The organism is Cohnella sp. (assembly GCF_041640265.1).
Lineage (GTDB): Bacteria > Bacillota > Bacilli > Paenibacillales > Paenibacillaceae > Cohnella.
Genome location: NZ_JBEQAP010000008.1, coordinates 1 through 20,260, shown reverse-complemented (window position 1 = coordinate 20,260; position 20,260 = coordinate 1). Strand labels below are relative to the sequence as shown.

Annotated in this window: 11 protein-coding genes and 1 riboswitch; of the genes, 8 read left to right on the top strand and 3 right to left on the bottom strand. The window is 46.1% G+C overall.

Translation table 11 applies throughout. The features are described 5' to 3' along the window. Positions 1-66: 66 nt before the first annotated feature. Together ACESLK_RS08300 and ACESLK_RS08295 are read right to left on the bottom strand one after the other, a co-directional pair. Positions 67-879, bottom strand: coding sequence for a WYL domain-containing protein (locus ACESLK_RS08300; protein WP_373228779.1), 813 nt, complete (start codon positions 877-879; stop codon positions 67-69). Continuing rightward, positions 845-2,170 (bottom strand): helix-turn-helix transcriptional regulator, encoded by a 1,326-nt coding sequence (locus ACESLK_RS08295; protein WP_373228778.1) that lies wholly within the window; start codon positions 2,168-2,170, stop codon positions 845-847. The genes ACESLK_RS08300 and ACESLK_RS08295 overlap by 35 nt, the downstream gene beginning before the upstream one ends. A 206-nt stretch (positions 2,171-2,376) precedes the next feature. Between ACESLK_RS08295 and ACESLK_RS08290 the strand changes: the two genes are divergently transcribed. After that, the gene (locus ACESLK_RS08290; RefSeq protein ID WP_373228777.1) at positions 2,377-3,162 is read left to right on the top strand and encodes a nucleotidyltransferase domain-containing protein; all 786 of its coding nucleotides are present in this window, start codon (positions 2,377-2,379) and stop codon (positions 3,160-3,162) included. A gap of 150 nt (positions 3,163-3,312) precedes the next feature. Here ACESLK_RS08290 and ACESLK_RS08285 read toward each other — a convergent pair whose 3' ends face one another. Next, positions 3,313-3,591: a hypothetical protein gene (locus ACESLK_RS08285; RefSeq protein WP_373228775.1), complete on the bottom strand. Its 279-nt coding sequence runs from the start codon at positions 3,589-3,591 to the stop codon at positions 3,313-3,315. 53 nt (positions 3,592-3,644) lie between these two features. Between ACESLK_RS08285 and ACESLK_RS08280 the strand changes: the two genes are divergently transcribed. The 7 genes from ACESLK_RS08280 to ACESLK_RS08250 all read left to right on the top strand — a co-directional run bounded on the left by ACESLK_RS08280 (position 3,645) and on the right by ACESLK_RS08250 (position 20,193). Beyond that, entirely contained in the window at positions 3,645-4,754 is a 1,110-nt protein-coding gene (locus ACESLK_RS08280) for a slipin family protein (protein ID WP_373229004.1), read from the top strand. A 45-nt stretch (positions 4,755-4,799) separates the two neighbouring features. After that, the gene (locus tag ACESLK_RS08275) at positions 4,800-6,065 is read left to right on the top strand and encodes a class I SAM-dependent methyltransferase (protein WP_373228773.1); all 1,266 of its coding nucleotides are present in this window, start codon (positions 4,800-4,802) and stop codon (positions 6,063-6,065) included. A 3-nt stretch (positions 6,066-6,068) separates the two neighbouring features. Then, on the top strand, positions 6,069-8,663 hold the full coding sequence (locus ACESLK_RS08270) for a metallophosphoesterase (protein WP_373228772.1): 2,595 nt from the start codon (positions 6,069-6,071) through the stop codon (positions 8,661-8,663). A 169-nt stretch (positions 8,664-8,832) separates the two neighbouring features. Beyond that, entirely contained in the window at positions 8,833-9,270 is a 438-nt protein-coding gene (locus ACESLK_RS08265; protein WP_373228770.1) for a DUF6376 family protein, read from the top strand. A 349-nt stretch (positions 9,271-9,619) separates the two neighbouring features. Next, a riboswitch (cyclic di-GMP riboswitch) is annotated at positions 9,620-9,707 on the top strand. Between the two features lie 117 nt (positions 9,708-9,824). Further along, on the top strand, positions 9,825-18,755 hold the full coding sequence (locus tag ACESLK_RS08260) for an RHS repeat-associated core domain-containing protein (RefSeq protein ID WP_373228768.1): 8,931 nt from the start codon (positions 9,825-9,827) through the stop codon (positions 18,753-18,755). A gap of 12 nt (positions 18,756-18,767) precedes the next feature. Further along, positions 18,768-18,965 (top strand): hypothetical protein, encoded by a 198-nt coding sequence (locus tag ACESLK_RS08255; RefSeq protein WP_373228766.1) that lies wholly within the window; start codon positions 18,768-18,770, stop codon positions 18,963-18,965. Between the two features lie 481 nt (positions 18,966-19,446). Further along, on the top strand, positions 19,447-20,193 hold the full coding sequence (locus ACESLK_RS08250) for a hypothetical protein (protein WP_373228764.1): 747 nt from the start codon (positions 19,447-19,449) through the stop codon (positions 20,191-20,193). Positions 20,194-20,260 lie beyond the last annotated feature (67 nt).

The following is a 20,260-nucleotide window of genomic DNA, read 5'->3' as shown; positions in this document are numbered from 1 at the left end:
CTTAATTAAGGGAGAGGTACTTTTTGGAGCTTGATCCGGCGCTTTAGAGATATACACAAGTATGTTTTAACTCTCAACTCCATAACGAGCCAAAGCTTTGCTAGAGGATTCCCGCATGCGCCGCTGTAAATTCCCGCTTTCTACAATCTTCACCCGAGTTCCAAGAAAGCGGATCTTGGACAACACAAACTCGCTCTCATCGCCTAGGAAGGTAACTCGAATTCGATAGATATCGGATTGCTCGTCGTAGCTCACTTGCTTCTCGAAGCATGCGAATGCGTAGAGGATACGCGACAGCTCAGGGTTATAAACTCTAACAACTTCGATAACCGCATGCTCTTTCCGCGATTCCAGGAGATCGGCGAGCTTGGCTTTCAAAGCCTCCGCCCGATCGATTGGAATTTCGACTGTTTCCACGGAGATTATATTGTGCAGTTTAGTAGACATCAGCATATGATGGCGGGTGTTATACCACAGCAAGTACCATTCCCGCTTGACCATCGAATACTCCAGCTTGTAGGGGAAGCCTGACTGATTCTCCTTTACCCCGCTATTCTTCACCCTGTAGGTTATGCGAACACTATCACTCTGCATCATAATATGACGCAGCTGCCGCAGGAGAGGATGGTACACTTGACGTTCTCGGCTTTTGGCCTTTTCTATAATGACAGCTTGAATATCCATTACGGATTCAGACTGCAGAACTTGCTGCAGCTTCTCCTTGGTTTCGATGCTAAAAGCATGGGCAGCCGTGGGATGCTCCAGCATCATTCTCAGCCAGCTCCGCTCTTGAGAGGTGAGGGCAAATGCACCGGTCTCTCCTAGTCGGGAGATGACCTGGTAATTAAATATCTTCTCGAATAGGTTCATAGTAGACATGAATCTCCTTCCATTCAGCGATAAACTCTCGTCTAAGCTGGATCGGCTCCAGTACCTCGCAGCTGGAGCCAAAGCTGCGCAGCCACGGCTTAATCTCCGACATTCCGTTGACACTAATTTCGTAGACAAACGACTCGTCGTTTTCCTCTGTAATCGTTCCCCACTGTCCTTGAAGCAGCACACGTTCCCGCACAAAATTAGCTTGCCATTTACCAGGGTTATAAAACCTCGCAACTACCTTCACGAGATTACCTGTATCTGTAACCCAGCTAAACTTCAGTTTATCCTCTACGTTCCTTAGCTTCTGTTCGAATTCCGCCTCGGGTACCGGATCGCCTTCTTCAATCTGCGTTAGCCCTTCCATTCGGAACTTCATCATACCCTGCCGGGAATTATAGCCGATTAGGTACCATCGTCCATATTGATGATCATAGACGACCCGAAGCGGCAGAACTGTCAACAATATGCCGTTAGTCTCACGTTCGAACAGGGGGTTCGTATTTTTGGAGGCATAACCCTTTCGTTTCTTAGGGGATAAGTACAGAAAGCGCAGCCTCCGGCGCTGCTTAACCGCATTAAACACGGTATATAAATGAGCTTCATCGAGAATTCGAGAGTGGTAGTGGTACTTATATAAGAAAGGCTCCATCCTGCTTAAATCCATACCGCGTTGCATTAATGAACGCTTCAGATTGTCCCGAAGCAAATAGCCTTGAACGGAAGGTACCTGCGTATTGGCCATGACATCAACAAAGTCGTATAAGTCTATGAGCTCTTCATCGGATAACTGTTCAATCCAAGCATTATGAACCGTGTAGCGGTAGGGGCGATTACCCGGCTCTTTGCGAATGACCCCGACTTCCTCCAAATACTTCAGATCGCTGCGGATCGTTTTCTCGTCGGGCAGGGGTTGATCGGACGGCAGGCTGCTGCAGCACACATCGATGAGCTCCATAGCGGTTAATGTCTGCTTTTGCAGTACAGTCAGAAGTAGGGAGAGTCGATAGCTTTCAGATTCCTTCAAGGATTTACCTCGGAAAAGAAACAGCAGCAATGGGTCTGCAGACTCGTAGTAATTATGCTGAAGAGCCTCTTCGAGAGCTTTCTCTTGACCCTCTGGAAGCCGGTTAGCCGTGGAGTTCAGGATCTCCTTCAAATATCGGAGCGTCTTATCGAACGTATGGACGGAGATTCCTAGACGCTGGGCAAATTGCTTGCGGTTATAGGCACCGCCGGACAGCACCAGCATGCGTAGAAACTGAATCTCTTTGTCGAAGCTTTCTCTAGCCATTTGCTCTACCCCTCCAAACCATGTTCCGTTCTTGCTTCCTCATTAAATGTCTATCAGTCTATTGTATCAAGGAAAAGAAGTGGGGAAAATGGGAATGTTTTTCTAAGTCGTCATACTTTCACCCTGTTCGTCGTTCCTCTAATAAGCGAAGATGAGAACAAGAAAAGCGACGCGCCAACGAGGCTGTTGAATAAGGAGGCTTCACCATGTCTGATATCCATACAACTATACTTAATGAACTGAACAATATTGAACATGAAGAAGCGGTTCAAATCCTATACGCTTGCGAATCCGGTAGTCGGGCATGGGGGTTTCCCTCTCAAGACAGCGATTACGATGTGCGCTTCATCTATATTCGCAAACCAGAATGGTATTTAACGATTTACGAGAAGCGGGATGTTATAGAGAGACCGATCAGCGACTTGCTGGATATCAACGGATGGGATCTGAGAAAAGCGTTGAACCTGTTCCGCAAGTCCAATCCACCTTTATTGGAATGGCTGCACTCCCCGCTAGGGTATTTGGAAAAACACACAGCCATTGAGCAAATTCGCAGTGTATCACCGCTGACCTTCTCGCCTAAATCCTGTATGTACCATTATCTCAATATGGCCAAAGGGAATTATCGCATGTACTTGCAAGGGGAGCGGGTAAGGATCAAGAAGTATTTCTACGTGCTGCGGCCGGTGCTGGCATGTGAGTGGATCGAGAAATATGAGACAATGCCTCCGGTTGAATTTGAAGTTCTGGTAAATGAATTTATTCCGGATGGAAGCGAGCTAAAGCAGATCGTGGAGTGCCTTCTAGCTCGGAAGAAGTCGGGTGAAGAGCTCGATTACGAGCCGAAGTTAAACCCGATTAACGAATACTTGGAAGAGAAGCTGGCTTATTACGAACAATCGGCTACATCCATGAAGGGTCAGAATCATCAGCTGGATCGCCAATTGGATCTACTGTTCCGCTCTACTTTACAAGAGGCTTGGAGTCAATAACCATAAGAATTCATGGGGTCTATGATCGGCACCATCCTGCGACCGTGGGGATTTCGGAATGATCCCGCAGTGCCGAAGCGTTCGCTTCCGGTATGCTGCAGCAGATGGGCGGCTTAGACCCACCATATACGAAGGTTCGACTCCTTCTGATCACCTTCCAAGTGATGCCGTGGTAGGCACTCGACTGTTAATCGAGCGAAAGAAAATCCAATTGCCGGAGCTAGAATCCTCAGTGATTGTCTTGAACCTTAAGTCAATCACACCCGAACCAAGCCCTGCGGTATGCAGATACCGACTGGAGATAACCATCATCCGCATGCAACCAAAGATGATGACCTGCCGATAAGCAAGGGGATCGGCAGCACCCATCCGCAGGTAGCATAACGGCAGCATAGTTGTTTCCCGTCTTAAGCGTACTTCCGCTTGCACTCGTGAGGAGGATTCTAGGGAAGGCAACCCATTACAGAAACCGAAATGAGGACATAACGATGAAAACGATCATTCATTCAGATGAAAGAGCATTGCTATTCAAGGATGGCAATTACATAAAGTGCTTAGCGCCAGGAACCTATCGGTTCTGGTCCTTCTCGGATTACAAAGTTATCACGCAAAATGTGAATAAACCCTTCTCCGTTCCGGATAGAGATATCAATCTTTTCCTGAAAGATGAGGAGTTATTGAAAGAGCTAACTGTGGTGGATGTGAAGGACTACGAGTATGTGCTTCATTTCGAGGATGGTAAAATTGCTCGTCTCCTGCCTACGGGCAAGTACGCATTCTGGAACGTCTGGAAGAAGCACGAGTTCATCCGGGTGGATGTGCGAAACCCAGAAATCCCGCCAGAGATTGATGTGTCTGTCTTGATCCGGTTGAATGTCGCATACCTGCAAGCTTATGAAGTGGCAAGCTATGAGACAGGCCTATTGTTCATCGACAACGTATACAGGAAGGCACTTAAGCCTGGCAAGTATTATTTCTGGAAGGGTCCTGTATCCGCTCAGGTGAAGACCGTGGATCTGAGACAGCTCCAGCTGGATATGACCGGACAGGAAATGATGACGGAGGACAAGGTAACGCTACGCTTGAACTTCGTCTGCCAATATCGAGTTACGGATCCGTTGAAGGTGCTGGAGATCAAATCCTTCGAGGACCAAGTGTACGTCATGCTGCAGCTCGTGCTGCGTGAATATGTAGGGACAATGAAGCTGGATGAGCTGCTCCGCACCAAGCAAGAAATCGGCCAATATGTACTCGGAAAGCTGAACAGTCAGAGTAACCAGCTTGGCGTGAACTTCCTATCTGCCGGGGTGAAGGATATCATTCTGCCAGGTGATGTGAAGGAGATTCTGAACACCGTCCTGATTGCGGAAAAGCAAGCTCAGGCCAACCTGATTACTCGCCGGGAGGAAACGGCTTCTACTCGCAGCTTGCTTAACACCGCGAAGCTGCTTGACGAGAACGAGACGCTGTATCGGTTGAAGGAGCTTGAATTCTTAGAGAAGATTTGTGATAAGATTGGGAATATCTCCTTGACAAACGGGGGTAATATGCTGGAGCAGCTGAATTCTCTTTTCACCGCCAAGGGAAAGTAAGGTCAAATTTTCACAACATTAATTGTTAATAAGGAGAAAAGTACTGTGGCTATCGTTCAAGTGAAATCAAGTAACCCGAAGCTGTCATTCTTGATTAAGAAAAATCCGAGCTCAGGAATGCTGCTTCGTTCGGTACGCAAAGGGATGGCCTATGGCTGGTATTCCGATGATGCCACATTCAATGTTTACTTCAAGGATGCGGATAATGAAATCTCCTACAAGCAGAATCAGAATGACAACTTTGAGTACCTGAATGTATCTCGCTATAACACGCCATTATTCCCGCTTAATGCTATTAATGAATTTTTCTCAGCCCCTCTTAAAGCATTGGATGATCGGGATCTCGAGGGGTATGAGCATTCTTTCCACATCAATATGATTCATATCGAGCTTACGCGGTACATCGATTTTTTCGAAAAGCATATGAAGGGTTTCTCGTTCGTAATCGAACATCAAGCGCACAAAAGTTACTCTCTGACGGTTTCGACGAACAAAAGCCTGCACCAGCTGCTGCATGTCGTGAGTGTATTGTGCTTGTTCTTGTCTATGTTCGGGGACGAATATATCGACATCTCAGATGATATCTTAGGCAAATATATTAAGAGCGTTAACGTGATTGACGCGCCATTCTACATTCGCAGCTTGTTCGTGAGAAATTTTCTGTCCTCCAAGGAACGCTTCAAGAAATACAAGACGGAGCTTGAGCAAACAAGCCGCTATGATATCCGATTCGACTTCGGGGGGACGGCACTTCAACGAAGGAATTTTATCGCCGGGAACCTTTCCTTCAATCAATCAATTCTCGATGTTGGCTGCGGGGAAGGCTATTATGCCCTCCCTTTCGCTAATAAGCTTGAGAGCAGCTATTATGCCATTGATATTAATGAAGAGCTGCTTGAGGTCGTCAAGAGTAAGGCTAAATCCAGAGAAGTCGATAACATCGTCACCTATCGTTCGATCGATGATTTCCTAGACGGATACAGCGGAGAGCAAGTCGATGTGATTCTGACTGAAGTGATAGAGCATATGAGTCAGGCAGAAGCCCAAGAGCTCATTCTACAGATTTGCAAGCACGTGGCTTTCGATCGCTTGATCATTACGACACCTAACGCAGATTTTAACCCCTACTATGAGCTTAACGGGTTTAGGCATGATGATCACAAGTGGGAGCTGGGCCAGAATGAGTTTCGACTGTGGTTCTCTCAGCTTATGGTGGAAACGAGCCTCCCCTTCGAATTCGCTAAAATCGGTGATGAGGTCAACAAAATACAAACAACGCAAGGTGTCATTGTGAGGGGAAAGGGGGAGTAGTGAGTGGAGATTCAAACTAAGGTCCACACCATCTTCTTGATGATCGGATCAACGGAATGCGGCAAAACAACCTTTGCACAGGAAGTGCTTATTCCGGGGCTTCGGTTCAAGGACGAGGGTAGAAACTTAAGCGCTAATGTACAGTATCTCTCCTCCGATAATATCCGCCAAGAGGTGCTTGGATACCCATACGATAAGTACGATCAAGTAATGCTGGAGGCGAGCTCACAGGCGTTCCATCTCTTGTTCGAGAAGCTGAAGATGGTGACCACATTCCCTGTCAACGCCGAATTCGTCATCGTAGATACAACCGGTTTAGCAGAGGATTTCCGAGATAAGGTTAGGGAGATTGCGCGCGATAACAACTATAACGTGGAAGTCATCTTATTCGATTACCGCAAACGCGAGGATTATTACGCATCGGAACGCTCCAAGAAGCTGATTACTAACCATATTAATCGATTGAAAAAAGACGTCCTCAGCTCATTGTCGCGGGAAGGCTATACGAAAATTCATAAGGTGCGCGCGAAGGACTTTTACTCGGTTGAAGCAGGGCAGGTGAATCCCGCATATCAAGTGGTCGTTCAGGACTGGGAGGAATATATGTCCTCGTTCCTGCCGCAGGATCAGAAGTATATTATCGTTGGCGATGTCCATGAATGTGTTCAGGAGCTTCAGAGTCTGCTCGGGAGCTATGGCTATATGCTGGAGAAGGGTAAGCTCATCGCAACAGAGAGAGTAAGGAACACAAAGGTGATTCTTGTCGGCGACTGGATTGATAAAGGGCAACAAACCAGCGCGATCATCGAGTTTCTGCATATGAATCAGGAGCACTTTATGCTTGTGACGGGCAATCATGAGAACTTCGTTGACAAGTATATGAAGGGAGAGATCAAAGGGGTTGAGCCCGAGCTCTTGCATACGTACTTCGATTCGACACAGGTGCTGCTAGGTGATGCAGGGCTTCTTGAGAAATTCGCTCATCTAGTGTCGGTATCGAAGCCTTTCTATCGGTTCAATGGTGTTAGTGGGCCATCCTTCTATGTAACCCATGCGCCTTGCCGTAATAAGTATATGGGTAAGCTGGATGCAAACTCGCTTCGTCATCAACGCAATTTCCGGATTGACCGTGATGCGCCGCTTGAGGAGCAGCTCCATTTCCTGAAGGAAGAGGCTGTGGGGAACCATCCTTATCATGTGTTTGGGCATGTAGCCGCGAAGAATGCATTCCGTATTCGGAATAAAATTCATCTCGACACGGGGTGCGCACACGGGAATGTGCTGACCAGTGTCCAAATGTCATTTAAACCCTTCTTCAAAAGTCACAAGTCTCAGCAAACGGCCATACAAGAAGAGCTGCCGACATTGTTTCGGGAAGAGAAGAAGGTATCGTTGCAGGAGCTTGACGATGAAGCAGTCCGCAGATTGCATTACTGCTCTCGGAACAAAATCAACTTCATTTCAGGGACGATGTCGCCAGCCGATAAAGATGAGGCTTCCGGGGAGCTGGAGTCGCTGAAGCGAGGCCTGCAATATTTTGCAGATCGCGGCGTGACAGAGGTCATGCTGCAGCCCAAGTACATGGGTTCCAGGTGTAATGTCTATTTACATCGGGATATTGACCAATGTTACGCGGTCAGCCGTAACGGTTATAGGGTTAAAGCGGTTGATTTAACCCCTATTTACGAGCAGCTGCTTTGGAAGTTCGGAGCGTATATGGCGGATAACGAGATCTCGATGTTGATACTTGATGGGGAGCTTCTGCCGTGGAGTGCGATGGGAGATGGATTGATCCAAAGACAGTTCAATCCAATTGAGAAGGCGCTGGAGACTGAGCTTGAATTTCTGCAGAGGAATGGGTTTGAGGAAGCATTCGGTAAGCTGTCGGAAGCCTACGAGGCAAGCGGATTCGAGAAGGATCAGTTCCATATGGCAAAGTCTATGTTAAGCGAAAAGCATGGCCCGACATTGTATCAGAATTACAAATCCATGAGGGAGATCAAGGAGATTTATGTGCCTCTAGCAGAACATACCAAAGAGTACAACGTCTATAAGAAACAGATGAAATTGTATGCCGGGGATGCGGAGCTAGAATATAAGCCTTTTGCGTTGCTGAAGGAGATACACGAGAATGGGGAAGAACGATTCCCTGATCGGAACACTTCTGACAGCTATCGCTTCCTGTCGGATGATGAATTCTTAATACTGGATTTGGCTGAACTTGAAAGCTATGAAAAGGCAGAAAGTTTCTTCTCCAAGTTGACGACTGAGAACCATATGGAAGGTGTAGTCATTAAGCCAGAGAAGCCAGAGAAGGCTGAGAACAAGGTTGTTCCTTACATGAAGGTCCGTAATACGAGCTACCTTTCGATTATCTATGGTTACGATTATCGGTTCCCACATAAGTATAACAAGCTCATGAAACAGAAGAACATTAGCTCAAAGCTTCGGACTTCTGCGAATGAGCATCGTCTAGGGACTCGGATGCTCTCAGTAAAGCTGGATGAGATCTCTCCGGTGAACAATGAATATAAGGAAATCGTTGCTAACCTGCTTTTCGAGGTCGCGAAAGAGAAAGAGATTGACCCGAGGTTGTAGATTGAAATGGTTAGGAGAATGGATTACACCATTCTCCTAACCATTTTCCTTCATAATTCATAATATGATATCGACGAATTGTGACTGAAACCCTTCTTACTTGAAATACGTAAAATATAATAAATAACATCAATCTCTGCTGGAAAATAACTGGGAAAGGAACCGACATATGAGAAAATTGATGTTACTATTATTAATGTTTGCATCCCTGATGTTGAGTGCATGTTCATTATTAGAAAAAGCAAATAGCTCATTAGAATATGTAAATCAAGCCACGGAGCATATAAATAATTTAAGTGATTTTGCAGAACAGGCACCGCGAATGATTCAAGATGCCTCTTTGAATTCAGAAGCTAAGCAGGAACTTGAAAATCGCTTAAATAGTTTGAAAAAGGATATAGAACATTTCAATCTAACCAAGGCCCCCTCGGTTGCAAAAGATATTCATCAGCAATTGGTGGAAAAAAATAAATTGCTGCTGCAAGAGATAAATCAAGTGGTGGACAATGGTCACCTGTCACTCGATAAAATTCAGAATTCACAATTACTCAATACAATTAATGATGTAACAAGTCTAATTAACCGTATAAATAGTTTAGGTTTGTAAGTACTTCACCTTTGGTGGAGTACTTTTTTTACCATTTAGGAAAGTATATGGGGCTACTCTATTTCAGAGATTAGTTTTATTTCTACAGCTAATTGATTCAAAAAACGATTGAAAGAGCAACCAGTAGCAAAAAGTGGATATACATCTATTAAGTAGATTACAGTTAATCGCCAACACAATCGTTCGTAGATTCGGTCCTAGAACGGGACAATAATATGAGACGACGAAAGCTTGTTTGCTTGCTGTTATGTGCTTCTCTTGTATAGGATATTCGAATTACTATAAAAGTGTTGAATTTAGTATATTTGTACCATATAATGAGATAAAATCGATATTTTTGTCATAATTTAGGTGAAAAAGGCAAAATTCCTGAAAAGGGATGACGCAAAGCCGTGGGTCTAAAGCTCTAATAGAGCTATGATTGCCAGGTTGCCCGAAGGTGAGTTCGCTTTTTTCAAAAAAACCTTTAAGCAGCTCGAAGCAAATCCCTCGCGGTTTTGCATCGGGCTGTTTTTTTCATTTTTATGAAGAGCATGTATCTCAGGAGGGTATCTATGAAAAAGCGTATTTTAGTCAGTTTTATGATATTGGTTATCTTTTTTGGATCCATGCAAACGTCCGTCTTCGCTATGGAGGGAAGCGGCGGCACGGCTCCGGGTTATGTTGACCCCTTGGAGATCTTGAAGCAGCTGCCGGGACAAGCCGATGGCTATCGTCCTCCGTTGCCTAACCCCTTGCAAAACGCGGTCCCTTCTCTGCCTTCGGGACTAAGCTCTGGAAAGCCGGCGGCTCCAGGAGCAGGTTCGTCAAGCGGAGCCCCAACTGGCCCAGCCGCAGGTCCTGAGTCCGAAGATCCGATGAACCACCCAGTGGACGTGGCCACCGGTCAATTGAAGCTGCAATCTACGGATATTCATCTGCCTGGCATCGGATTCGGATTCGACTTGGAGCGAACGTACGATAGTTCGGGCGGAGAACCAGGCGCTTTCGGGATCGGTTGGGACTACAACTGGAACTCTCTCCTGCGCATGTACGCCGATTATGCGATAGGCGAATTCCGCTATGATGAAACGGTTAACAGTTATACATTCATTAAAGATGATCCCGACGGATATATTCTGGAATACGACGGGGACGACAAAGTCAACTACGAGCTGCATAAGGGCCATTACGAGCCTATTGACGGGGAACAATTGGAACGAATCGGCGAGAATGAATACGTCGTCACCAAAAGCGGCGGGGCGAAAATTACATACAATGGCTATTTTGCGCCTTGGCGCAGCGTGCAGGATGTTAATGCAGGTAAGATGGTTAAGCTGCAGGACAGATACGGAAATACGATGTCCTTTACTTATAACGACGGGGGCAAGCTGACCGGCATTACGGATACAGCCAATCGCAGCATCCAAATCAAGTGGGAGGATGGCGTGATCTCGCAGATCATTGATCCGATGCTTAGTACGTTTACTTACAGCTACAACGCTTCCGGACGCCTTGCGAAAGTTGTGTCACCAGAAGGGAGAGCTGTCAGCTACGGATATGACGACAAGAACCGACTGTCCTCGATAACAAACGGCGAGGGTGCGGTCAAGACTTTCCGGTATGACGAAGAGAACAAAGTTAAGTCTATTTTGGACAGCAGCGGCTCGATTCAGCTTGCTTTTGCCTACAGTGAAGACAAGACCCTATTGACGGATGTGCTGGACAACAAGTGGGTATACGGCGTTGCAGACGGCAAAATCTCGAGCATGATCAATCCATTGAAAGAGACGGTTAGCTATCAATACGACGATAAAGGAAAGATTACGAGAATGGAGTCGATCCGCGGGATCGAAACGACCGAATATAACGCGAATGGCAATGTAACGAAAAAAAAGGAAGCCAGCGGTGCCGTGACGACATACGAATATGACGACCGATGGAAGCTGCCGAAGCGAATCGAGCATCCTGATGGTACGGAGACATCGTTCGTGTACGACAATGACGGAAATATCGAGAAGAAGACCAATCCCGATGGCGTTATAGCTCATTTTGACTACGATGATAAAGGGCAGCTCATTTCGATGACCAACGAAGCGGGCGGATTGATTCAATTTGCTTACGATGCGGAAGGCAATATTATTCGGAAGACTGATCCGCTCGATAATGTGACTACATACGGTTATGACCTCAACGGACGATTGGTGAAAGAAGCGTCTCCGGGCGGATTTCAAGCGGATATGACTTATGATGACGATGGAAATGCAACTCGCCTTGTTACGAACGATGACGTCGTAACGGAATATCAATATGACCGGAATGGCTTGCTCGTCTCGGAGAAGAATCCCCTTGGCATTGTTACAACCTATGAGAGAACAAAGGAAGGTAATTTGGTTCGCGCCAAGGATGGACTGGAAAGATCGGATTCCTACAGTTATGACCGGATGGGGCGGCTATCGAAAGTGACCGATCCGCTTGGCAGGGAAACGGCATTGACTCGTGATGCTCTTGGCAGAGTGACCAAGCTGGTTGATCCACTCGGAAGAACAACCGTTTATACATACGGCCCGTCCGGAGTGAACACCGTCGAGTCGCCGAACGGCAAGCTGGCGTATGAATACGATGCGGCCGGAAAGCTCTCCAAGGTCAAGGACGAACAGGGCCGCGAGACTACGCTGCTTTATGACAAAAGGGGCAGATTGCTGGAGGCGAATGATCCTCTGGGACGCACCAGACAGTATACCTATGACGGTTCGGGAAGAGTATTGACCGAACAACGTCCGGACGGTACCTTCATCTCGAACGAATATAATAGTCTAGGACTACTCAAGAAAACAGCGTTTCCAGATGGAACCGCCGTTCAGTACGCTTACGACAAGGCAAACCGGTTAATAAAAACCGTGAACCGCGATGGAAGTATTTCCGAAGTAAGCTATGGGGCTAACGGACAACCGACAAAAGTTATAAACGCACTTGGTCAAGCGATCACGTACGTTTACGACGGGTCCAATCGGGTACAACAGGTTATCGATCAAGCCAATAATGTATTGAAGTTGGCTTATAATAAATCAGGCTTGTTAACGTCGGTCACTGATCCGCTTGGAGGAATCATCTCTTATGAATACGATTCGGGCGGACAACTCGTTAAAGCAACAGATGCGTTAGGGCAGACGACGCAATTCGAATACGATTTTCTGGGGAGAATTGTCCGGACTGTCAATGCCGAAGGCAGAGAAACAAAGTGGACCTATGACGATCTAACGAACCAAACGATCGTTACCAATGCGGCGGGCGGAACGTACACCTATGAGTTCAATACGCGCAATCAAATTGAGAGAATGACTGATCCGCTTGAAAATAGCAGCACAATGGCTTATAACGAGCTGGGCCTGCCGACCCTGATCACAGACGCGATCGGCAATCAAATTACCTACAAATACGATGCTGTTGGCAGATTGCTGGAAACCACTGATCCGGAAGGTGCCAAGACATCTTATGTCTATAATGAGATGGATCAAGTAGTCAAAGTAACCAATGCCCTGAATCTAGCGACGGAATTGACTTATGATGTCATGGGAAATGTAAAGACGGCAACCGATTACAGGGATCGCAAGAGCGAGTTTTTCTACGATGCAATGGACCGCAGAACGGCAGTAGTCGACGCTTTGGGGTCTAGTTGGTCATGGGAATATAACGCTTTGGGCCAAGCCGTTAAAACAATCAACCCACTTGGCCATATGAAGGAGATGACGTATAACGCGCTCGGTCAAATGACCGAAGTCAAAGAAGCGGACGGCGCGGTCACGAAGCTGGAATACGATGCGATGGGTCGTATGGTCAATCAGACCAATGCGCTGGGACGTATGACCGGTTTCCAATATGATGCGAACGGTCAGGTCAAACGAATAACGGATGCTCTAGGCCAAGTCACCTCTTACGATTACAGTAAATCCGGCGAGATGATCCGTTATGTAAATGAGGCAGGCCACAGAACAACGTGGATCTACAATGAACTCGGTTTGCCGACCAAGATAACGGATGCGCTCGGCCAGGAAGAAACGTATGAATACGATAAGGCGGGAAGGCTGGTCAGCAGCGTCAACCCGCAAGGAGCTGCGACCAAATACCAGACCGATGCTCTTGGCCGAACCGTATCCGTAACGGATGCATTTCAGCAAACGACGGCATTCCGTTATGACGGAGCGGGACGCACTTTACAAATCACCGATGCATTGGGTGCATCCAAAAAATATACCTATGATGTATTGGGGCGATTGACTTCCGAAACGGATCGACGCGGTATGCGATCAGAAATCGTCTATGACGATAAACGTGGAATCCGGAAAATGACCGATGCGAGCGGAGCGTCGACAACCGTACATACAGATGCCCTGGATCGGATCGTGAAATCTACCGATCCGCTTGGACATGCTACGAAGTGGGTATATAACGCTCTGGGAAACCCGATTCAACAAATCGATGCAGGCGGGAATCTAACCTCATGGGAATACAACGCCAAACAACAAGTGGTTCGGATGACTGAGCCGAAAGGCGGCGTAACGAAGTTCGAATATGATGGGGTTGGGAATCCAACGAAAGAGACGAACGCCTTGAATGCAGTAACGGTTTATGAATACGATGCGCTTGATCGACTTGCTCAAGCGACATTGCCGAATGGCGGAACGATACGAAACACTTACAGCGCAGATGGATATTTAACGCAGCGTAAGGACGCCGAAGGCGGTGTGTGGAAGTGGAAATACGATCCCTTGGGCCGTGTCGTTTCGGAAACAAACCCTTTGGGTTATCGGATATCACGGGAGTATAACGCCATTGGCCTTACAACCATTGAACGGGATGAACTCGGAGCACAGACGCATTATGCGTACGATGCGCTCGGAAGCTTAATTCAGCAGAAGGACGCTCTGGGATCGATCTGGAGCTATGAATATGACGCTTTGGGGCAGCCTGTCAAAACCGTTGATCCTCACGGTTCGGCTTATGTCTATGAATACGATGAAGAAGGCAACGTTATTGCGATGGAAGATCCGCTTAAGCACAGGACCGAGTATGCTTATGATCAGGTCGGCCGCATGACCGAAATGAAAGACCCGGCGGGTTATTCCGCCCGCTGGGGATACAATGCCTCCGGCCTGCTTACCACCGTAACGGATGCGCTGGGGTCCGTAACGACATTCAATTATGACGGTTTAAATCGGCTTGTGAAACGGACAGCCCCGAGCGGTTCAGTGGAGCAATGGAAATATGACGCCAACGGCAATCTTGCCTTATTAGTCGATCCATTGGGACACCAAACGCAATACGACTACGACGCGCTGAATCAATTAGTTTCCACCACAGACGCGTTAAACGGGAAGACAACCTACACGTACGATGGCATGGGACAGCTCGCCAAATTGACGGATGCCAACGGGAATAGCCGCAGGTGGGCGTATAATCTGAACGGGCAGCCGCTTACAGAAATCAATGCCCTTGGCAATAAAACGCAGTACAGCTATGATGAGGCCGGACAGCTGACGGAAAAGCTTGATCCGAAGCAGCAGCCAACCCGTTATTCGTATACACCGCGTGGACAACTGTCTACAGTGGAATCCACAGATGATAAAGTCAAATATGGTTACGATCTGTTGGGCCGATTGTCCCAGGTAACCAATCGTTCTTCCGATGAGCAATTCGCTTATGACAAGCTCGGCAGGCTCGCTTCTCAAACCAATGCGTCGCTTGGCAAGTCGATCGAATACGATTACGATGCAAACGGAAATCTTACACAGCTAACCAATAGCGAAGATCGAGTTACTCATTATGAATATGACGTTCGTAACCAGATGATAGGCATGACGGACCCGGACGGAAATAGAAGCGCCTTTGAATACAATGCGCTGGGTTTGGAAACCAAACGTGACCTAGCTAACGGAAATCAAATCAATAACACGTACGACCAAGATGGACAGCTTGTTAAAGTGGACAACCGCAACGCTGCCGGTTCGACAATTTCGTCTTATGCCTATGAGTTCGATGCGTCGGGTAAACGGATTTCCGAGACGGAAGCCGACGGCTCCCGGATTGACTACGGCTACGACGTATTAAATCGTTTAACAGATGTAAGGCATGGCAGTACCGAAACCGCTTCGAGTGAGCCATATGCCAAAGTAGCCGGTTTGAATAACGATTATTTATACTCTCCCTATGCCCAAATCGCCGCAGCGGACAAAGAAAAGGGCAATGATAATGCCGGGAATAGTGGAGGCAATGGCGGCGGGAACAGTGGGAGCGCTGACGGTGGAAACGGCGAAGCTAACGCCGGTAGTGGAAGTAATTCAGGAGGAAATACAGGCAGCGGAGGCAACGCGGGAGGAAATGCAGGGGGAAATGCCGGAGGAAACGACAATGGAGGGGGCGGCGATTCCAGCAAAGGAAATTCCGGTTCCTCGGATGCAGACAAACCCGGTAACAGCGGTGGGAACCCGGGCAATCCCGATACGGGTAATCCCGGCAACAGCGGCGGCAATAGCGGCGGCTCCGATAACGGCAACGGAAACGGAAACAATGGTAATGGCAACAGTGGAAACAGTGGTAACGGTAATAGTAACAATGGAAACAATGGTAATGGTAAAGACAATGGCAAAGAAAACGGCAAAGAAAACGGCAAAGAAAACGGCAAAGAAAACGGCAAAGGAAACGAAAAGGGCAACGGAAAAGAGAATGGGAATAAGAAGAGCAGTGACCTCTCGTGCCCTCCGGGAATTGTCAAATCAGTTACGGTTGAAGACGAGGGTGTATTAGAGATTGCTGCTGAAGTCAACCCGTCTTCAAGCTCTAAGAAATTGCAGCCGGGCTATTTAATGGACCGTTATACTCACGCTTCATATTCGTATGATTCGGTTGGTAACAGGTTGTCCATGACGATTGACGGGACTGAGACCCATTACAGCTACAATGCGCTAAACCAATTACTGCAAGCCGGGGATACGGCTTACGAATACGACGATAACGGCAACCAAATCGCACAGATCGGTCCAGATAGCCGGATCGAATATGCTTACGACAACGCGAACCAACTCACGGATGTTGTATTTGGGGACGGCGGCTATGCCAAATATGCCTATGACGGTTTGGGCAGAAAAGTATCGCGTGAAGAGATGACGTTCCACCTATGGACGCCTGAAGGGCCGAAAGCGGGTGAAGAACAACCAAACAAGGGTAATGGTAATGGCAAGAGCAATGATAATGACAAAGGCAAATCCAACCATGCAAATAATGGCAATGCTTATGGTAAAGTGGATTGCAAAGGCGGCAACGGCAATAGTAATGGCAATAGTAATGATAAGGGCAGTGGAAACGGTAATGATAAGGGCAATGGCAGCGACAGTGAGAAGGGCAACGGAAATGGAACGCCGAATGAGAATGCGCTGACGAACGGCGAAGGCAACAAATACGGATTGTACAAGAAGCTTTCCGGGGATCCCAATTCCGGGGATTCTGATGCTTCGTCGGTACAAACCGATTTGGAGAAAACCGCCTACATGTACATGGGCTTGTCCAACGTCATCCATAAGGAATATAGCGACAAAGGATCCCCGTATGCAGAGTATTACTTGGGTCCGAACAGCGAGATCGTGTCCCGCAAGATGTTCGGACTACATGGGCTGATCAATCCGGGCAAGGAGCCACATCTGGATACAAACGGCGGCCTGATGTATTATTTATCTAACGGCAGGCATTCGGTCAGCGAGCTGACCGACCGTAACGGGGGCGTCATAGAGAGCTACCGCTACGATACATTCGGCGGTATCTTCAGCGGCATCACCGCGCCATATAATACCGCAGGTTATACCGGTCAGCATTATGACGACAAGACTGGCCTAATGGATTACGATGCACGCTGGTATGATACGACATCAGCGCGGTTCCTAACCGAAGATACATGGCCGGGGAAAGGGACGCAGCCGTGGACGCAGAATCGCTACGCCTACGTCGGCAACAATCCGGTCAACATGTGGGATCCAACAGGACACGTGCCGGATTGGGTGAGGAATAAGCAAGGCCATCAGGAAATTGAAGAATATCAGGATGAGGAAGTACATTATGTGTTTACCGATACGTGGACATTTAACAGTTATAGCTCGACCCTTTATGAACCGATTCGCATAAGCGAGGATAGACAAAAGAGACAGATCGTAGAGCAGTGGGAGCAAGCATTTACTGAAGAATGGAGTTATACCCACAGCTGGTCGGATTATTTCTATGGATTATCAGAATTTACTGGATCAAACCCGGTCACGTATAGCGATAATGGCGTCAATCCTTGGACCGTCACAATAACTGCTGGACAAATTTCCGTGCAAAATGCGGCAGTGATTCGTGGATATGGCGAACCGCCTGCGAATGCGAAGCCAATTATCCAGTTCACCTCAATAAAGGGTGAACAAACAACATCCGAAGTCCTGATCAGCCAGGAGCAGTTCGCATCATTTTCATCCACACAGCAACAAATCATCGGAGAATCGGTATTCTCATTTACACAAGGTATATTAGGTATGTCGGAACCGATTCTTGTCGCATCCTTGTCTGATGATATTTACGCTGCCGCTGTAGAGGGTGCGAAAATCACAAAACATTTTGCAATAGGAGCATGGAGAGGAATAAAGGGAAGCGTTCTGGAAACCTATGAATTAATCCGACATCCGATAAAAACAGCCGAAACCATTAAGGCTATGGCGACTTTGTTTGTAGCTTATCGAGTTACAGGCGATACGAAATATCTTTTGCCAATTGCAATTCCGCTTGGGGAAGCTATCTTGGATGAAGTCGATCGCTGGAACGGGGGCGATCGCTACGATAGAGCGGAGCAAATAGGCGAATATATCGGAGGTACTTTAGTTGCTGTCATCGGTACAAAAGGCATAGGGTTAGTACTGAAAGAGTTAACACTTACGAAAAAGTTAATAAACAATGAAGCGGATTTAGATGATGTCAACAAAATTCTTGATTCGACGGATTCTGAGGAGATACGAAAAAAAGTCGATGACATTTATATTGAGTCTGTAACTGATAAAATTTTATCTATAAAGAAAGGTGAACGACCTGATCCGGGAACCTATCTTTCTCAAAATTATATTACTTCTCACCTTACTCAATTTGATGGCGGTGTTACAAAAATATCTTCTTCTGTCCCAAATGGAGTGGTTGGACCTCCTGGAGGAACATTTGTGATGCCAAAATCGCTAGCTGACCAATTGATTACTCAGTCTGGTGGTAATATTGCTAAACTAGAAAAATATCTCAGTCTTGAACCCGGAACATTAGGCATTAATCCTGTAAGGATTGATATTTCATCACCAAGTGGACTAAGGATGCCAAGCGGTAATGAACTTGGAGCTAACTCTCAATGGGTACCAGGTGGTTACACAGGTGGCGGAATACCAGAAGCTACAATTGATCCTGTTTTACCAGGTAATTATACTGTAAATTCAATATTCAAATAGGGGGTAATGAAATTGGCTGAAAAAATTATTTTTTCGGATTATGGCATTGAGATTTTTGAACGAAGTGGAAAAATATACATCAGGTATGACGCAGGTGAATTAGTTGTTCAAATGCGAGAAATAGAAATAACCGAAGAGGAAGCTGTTAAAGCACAAATAAGTGCGAAGGATGCGTACGATGTAATTATTGCATGTGAAAATAGATCGTGATTTTTCAAAATAAACCTTGATGGCTTCATGCCATCAAGGTTTATTTTTGTGGGGGAGAGCTACCCAGTGCCCCAATGAACCCATCATTCAACCAATAATATCTGGTCGGAATATTTCTATGGATTAGCAGAACTTACTGGATCAAACCCGGTTACTTATAGCGATAATGGCGTCAATCCTTGGACCGTCACAATAACTGCTGGGCAAATTTCCGAGCAAAATGCGAATACGATTCGTGATGAATATGGCGAACCGCCTGCGAATGCGAGGCCAATTATCCAGTTCACCTCAATAAAGGGTGAACAAACAACATCCGAAGTCCTGATCAACGAAGCTCATTAGTAAGTGGGGGCAAACATCTATAAATAGAAACAGAAACATATCTAATATGGGTCAACATCTACCGATATTATGAATAATCCCCTAGTTTTACTTATGATCAATAGAGTTCATCAATTTATAGAGGTGAGTTAAATTTTACTTGCCTCTATATCTCATAGGAGACGCGTCTAATGAAAAATTATCAAAGAATTCCATTAATTGCAGGGTTGTTATTAATAATTATTTCTTCATATCCTTAATTTTTAAAGAGTCCAAAATTTATAAGGAAATTGAGAACCAATATGAAATAAATGAAATAATCAATGTAAATAATAAAGGTTTAGAAAATTCCAATACTCTTGATGAACCTGTAACTATCCTAGGCAATACAATCTCGATAAGTTTATTGAAAACAGGCAGGTTTACCTCAGAAACAGTTATGGGAACGAAAAAAGAAATTTATGATGTTTCTGTCACAATAAATAATAAAAAATATACTAATACAGAGGCATGGATAAGACCTAATCGGCAGGGGGATGTCAGATATCTATCTTGGCTACAAATACTAAATGTACTCGATAAAAAAAATGAAAATAGGGTTGTGGTTGCACAGAGAATATCTGGTGATTGGATAAAAGGTCAAAAGAAAAAAGAATTCGAAGAAGATCAAACATGGAGAATGATATATATATACCCTGACCAAAGTGTAAAGGAAGAGACTTTTAAGTATAACGAACGAGAGAATCATTTGTTAGGAGTTAGAATTATTCAAATTGCATCAATTTCGACATCATTTATTGGTTTTGAATCTAAAGCTTTAACATATTTTCCTTCAAATATTTACCCGGATGACGTAAAATTGTTTGTGTACCAAGATTTGGAGCCTTTTCAGGTAACAAAAAAGTAGGGTATTCTCGGGATTGCGACACCACCAAGAAGGAGCCCTACTCAATGACTAATATACCCGATAACAT